General features: G+C 46.0%; 3 protein-coding genes. 2 read left to right on the forward strand and 1 reads right to left on the reverse strand.

The window, feature by feature from the left end:
- Positions 1–334, reverse strand: a 334-nt coding sequence (locus ACEW9I_RS09945) for a metal ABC transporter ATP-binding protein (RefSeq protein WP_373540188.1), incomplete at its 3' end; no start/stop codon positions are given.
- Positions 335–741: 407 nt separating this feature from the next.
- Here ACEW9I_RS09945 and ACEW9I_RS09950 point away from each other — a divergent pair.
- A complete protein-coding gene (locus ACEW9I_RS09950) occupies positions 742–1743 on the forward strand; it encodes a helix-turn-helix transcriptional regulator (RefSeq protein ID WP_373540189.1) in 1002 nt (333 codons plus the stop codon).
- 105 nt (positions 1744–1848) lie between these two features.
- Positions 1849–4305: a TonB-dependent siderophore receptor gene (locus ACEW9I_RS09955; protein WP_373540190.1), complete on the forward strand. Its 2457-nt coding sequence runs from the start codon at positions 1849–1851 to the stop codon at positions 4303–4305.
- The last annotated feature ends 133 nt before the right edge of the window (positions 4306–4438 follow it).

The following is a 4438-nucleotide window of genomic DNA, read 5'->3' on the forward strand; positions in this document are numbered from 1 at the left end:
TCGCTGCGGCACCTGGACGCCGGAACCAGCCTAGTTGGCGGGTACGCGCCATCATCACCACATTCTGGGCAGTAATCGGATAATCCCAATCCACCTGCGATCTCTGGGGCACATATGCCACCCGTTCCAAATGCTGACACAGGGGACAATTACAATATTTTATCGTGCCATGTGCAGTTGGAATTAATCCCAACATCGCCTTGAGTAATGTGCTCTTACCCGCTCCATTCGGCCCAATTAGCCCCACTAATTCACCTGGCTCGATCCGAAAGTCAATTTGCTCTAAAGCACGTACGCCACGGTAATTAACAGCTAATTGCTGAATTTCTAGCATGAATTAATTATGAGAATGATTATCGGCAATTAATCTCAACCATAGCATGGATTAAGTGACTTGGTATCGCTCGATCGTGTACAGGCAATTAACCTCTGTTTAACCAAAGTAAATTATTGTCAAAGTCGTTAAAAGAATTTCGCATCCTTGCCAGCGTAGATGCTCGTCAACAACAGGCAGTCCATTGACAACCTCAATCGGATGGGCAGCCAAAACATCGTGTAATAAAAGATAATTTCTAGCGTCTAACTGACTGTCAGTAGCAACCCAAATCCGGTCGAATCGATCTAGCTACTGCTCCAAGTCTTCAACTCGTTCGGGTAACGTCATCAATGGCAAATCGATCCCATACCCAACGTCGATCGGTTTATACTAATGATAATAATTAGCATTTAAGTTCGATCGCGATGACCATCAAACTGACCTGTAAAGAAGAAGACGAACTCTGGAATGAAGCCGCAGCGGACACGCCGCCATACTACGATCGCGAGGTGGGGAGCCAGAGGTGGGTAGTACCCACATATCTGGGTAGAGGATCTAGTTACACAGTCCAACTACACCCCAATTGCGAACTATCGATTTGTGACCATTCGTATCATCGAGATTTCCAGGTTGAAGCTCCAGAGCAGGATCATCCAGTCCAATTTGGGGTCATGCTGTCTAGCAAAATTGTCGATAGCTATGGGGGTGTTTGGGGCGATGGACACACGATAATTTCTGGTAGTGGCATCCAACAGCGGATGGGTAGCACATATTATCGCGATCGATCTTGTGTTGTCGTCGATGTAGAAATGACTCCAGATTACTTCAAGAGTCTTTTCGCTGACGATCGGGGAGAGCTACCTTCAGAGTTAGAATTTTTGGTTAGGGGTAACGATTGGCAAACATTAATCTATCCACAAACCAATTTAGAGATTCAGCGCATCGCCCACGATATCGTCTTTTGTCCTTATCAGGGTGCGGCAAAACGGTTGTACCTCCAAGGTAAAGTCCCAGAATTAGTCGCGTCAATCTTAGCACCGATCATCGCCGAGCGCAGCAGCTCGAAACCACTGCCACAGATGAAAGCACAGACGCTCTCGCGATTGTATGCCGCACGAGATATTTTGCGATCGCGCCTAGAACATCCGCCATCAGCCTTAGAATTAGCCCAGCAAGTAGGATTGAGCGATCGCACCCTCCGGCGGGGCTTTCGGGATATCTTTGATACGACAGTCTTTGGTTATCTTACTCAACACCGGATGGAGTTGGCAGAGCAACTGTTGAGATTGGGTAATGTCACTGTGGCAGAAATTGCCAATCGCGTCGGTTATACCAATCCATCACACTTTGGGGAAGCATTCAAACGTCAGTTTGGCATTACCCCCCAAGCCTGTTTAATGGGCAAAAAGTCCGGTTCGCGGGGATGAGTCCGGTTCGGGGTTGAAGGACGATTATTGAATGCTATAAACTCAGGGCAGTTTTAAGACTTATTCTCAATAAATTTAAGTCGCTACACTTCACTGAGTAAGATTATGAGCATTTGGCAGTCATCATTTAAGTTGCAATTAGTCACAGTCTTGGGACTGTCGGGTTGGTTGATGTTTGCGGTGTTGCCCAGTAGGGCGGGGGAAGTGTCCGATCGAATCGCCCCAATCCAGATGGTGGCTCAGTCAAATCGCACTCAGATTAGTAATGTGCGGCTGCAAACTACCGCTAAAGGGGTCGAAGTAATTTTAGAAACGGTGACGGGTAAACTCGCGCCGACGACTACGGGGACTCAGGATCGCACTACTTATATCGATATTCCCAATGCGGTGCTGTCGCTAACTGGGAGCAAAGAATTTCGGGCTGAAAATCCGACGACGGGGATTGTCAGTGTGGTAGTCACCCAACTGACTCCTGACTCGGTGCGGGTGACGATTGCGGGAACTGAGGGCATACCTACGGCTCAGGCGGTGGAGATCGATCGTGGGTTGACAATTAGCTCGACTCCAGTAGAGCCGACTGCTCAAGCAGGGAATGAGCCGGAGATCGAGATTAATGTAGTTGGCTTGAGAAATCGGCGCGGTTATCAATTACCCAACAATACGACGACAGGAACTAGAACCGATACACCGATTAAAGATGTGCCCCAGTCGATTCAGATCGTGCCACCAGAGGTGTTAAAAGATCGCCAAGCCAGAAGTATTACCGATGGATTGGAAAACGTCAGCGGCGTAACCGCAATTAGTGATGGTGCTACTGGTGGTAGAAACTACTTTACCATCCGAGGCTTTGAAAGTTATAGTAACTCGCTCGTCAATGGACTCCCCGATCCCCAAATTTCCTCCGATGGCGGCTTTGTCAATGTCGAACGGTTAGAAGTGCTCAAAGGGCCAGCCTCCGTTTTGTATGGTTCGACTTCATTCAGTGGCATCGGTGGTACTGTTAACTTTGTGACTAAACAGCCGCTCCGCGATCCGGCTTATGACTTGAGTACGACAATTGGTAGTTTCAATGACTATCAAGGATCGATCGATGCCTCTGGGCCACTGAACGAGTCTAAAACGGCTCTTTACCGCTTCAATGCTGGTTATCGGACTACTGATGGTTTTATTGACTTCAATCAATCTAGAAAGTTTTCTATTGCTCCTGTTGTTACTATTAGTCTGGGTAAAAATACGGATCTAGCAATAGAGGGCGATGTCAATATTCAGGAGCGCAATGGTCAAACACCGCCAGGAGTGCCAGCACTCGGTACTGTGTTACCAAACCCCAACGGAAACCTCAGCCGCAACTTTAATTTAATAGGCCCTGTAACCGATAACCTGACAGTCAATGGCAGATTTGGATATACATTAGAACATCGATTTAACGAAAACTTGAAGATTCGCAATGCCTTTCGCTATGTGTATTACGATGACGACGATCGTAATGGATCTCCTGATTTTTCTTCTGCTGGTTTAGCTGCCGATAATCGCACGCTAAATCGCACTGCGACGATCGGCAGTCAATTCTATGATTTTTACTATTTAGATACAAGTCTAATTGGTAAATTCAGCACTGGATCGATCGACCATCAATTTCTAGCTGGCTTTAGTTTGAGTCGCAATACAACCGATCTCAACTTTGAATTTGGAATTCCTGCTGCCTCAGTCGATATTTTCAGCCCACAATATAATAACAATGTTGTCTCTACTGGTCGTAACTTTATCAGCTTCACCAATCAAGAGACGGTGGGTGTCTATCTTCAAGACCAAGTTAATCTCACAAATAATCTAAAACTGCTGGTCGGCGGACGACTAGATTTACTAGAAGAGCGGAAAACAGATCGATTAGCCAACACAACAACCAGTCAATCAAACACTGCATTTAGTCCACGGGTAGCGGTTGTGTATCAACCGATCCCACCAATGTCTGTATATGCTAATTTTGCTCGTTCTTTTGCTCCGACGATCGGCAGATCTGCAACTGGCTCTGTATTTCAACCAGAAATGGGAACCCAGTATGAAGTAGGTGTTAAATACGATTTAACTAACAAGATTTTTGCAAACCTTTCTTTCTACGATCTGACTCGTTCTAATGTCACAACACCCGATCCAACTGATGCTAACTTTTCGATTCAAACTGGAGAACAAAGAAGTCGAGGCATCGAACTAGATGTCAGCGGTGAGATCTTACCTGGATGGAACGTAATTGGTGGATATGCTTTTAATGATGCCAGAGTCACCAGAGATAATGCAATTCCGGTGGGTAATCGGTTATTTTCTGCTCCAGCAAACTCACTCAATCTGTGGACGACTTACAAATTCCAAACAGGTAATTTGCAGGGATTAGGCTTTGGGTTAGGCTTGTACTATACGGGGGAAAGAGCCGCAGATTTAGCAAATACTTTAGAATTACCTAGCTATCTACGTGCTGATGCCGCCGTTTTTTATGAACGCAACGACTTCCGTGCCGGACTAAATTTCCGCAACATCTTTAATACCAACTATTTTACAAGTAGTTAGGGCTTGCTGAATAAGTCATACGATCGAGTGAGCGAATCTCGAAGCACGCTCACTCGAAGCGCGTCGTCTAGCGACGATCGCCAATGATAATTTTTAGTTAAGCTCAAAGGAGATACAAGCAAGATTTCTAATC

This window comes from Chamaesiphon sp., from assembly GCF_041738855.1.
Taxonomy (GTDB): Bacteria; Cyanobacteriota; Cyanobacteriia; order Cyanobacteriales; family Chamaesiphonaceae; genus Chamaesiphon.

Excerpts from the sequence above, each read along its gene's own strand:
- ACEW9I_RS09950 (WP_373540189.1), top strand. The coding sequence starts at position 742 with ATGACCATCAAACTGACCTGTAAAGAAGAAGACGAACTCTGGAATGAA.
- ACEW9I_RS09955 (WP_373540190.1), top strand. The coding sequence starts at position 1,849 with ATGAGCATTTGGCAGTCATCATTTAAGTTGCAATTAGTCACAGTCTTG.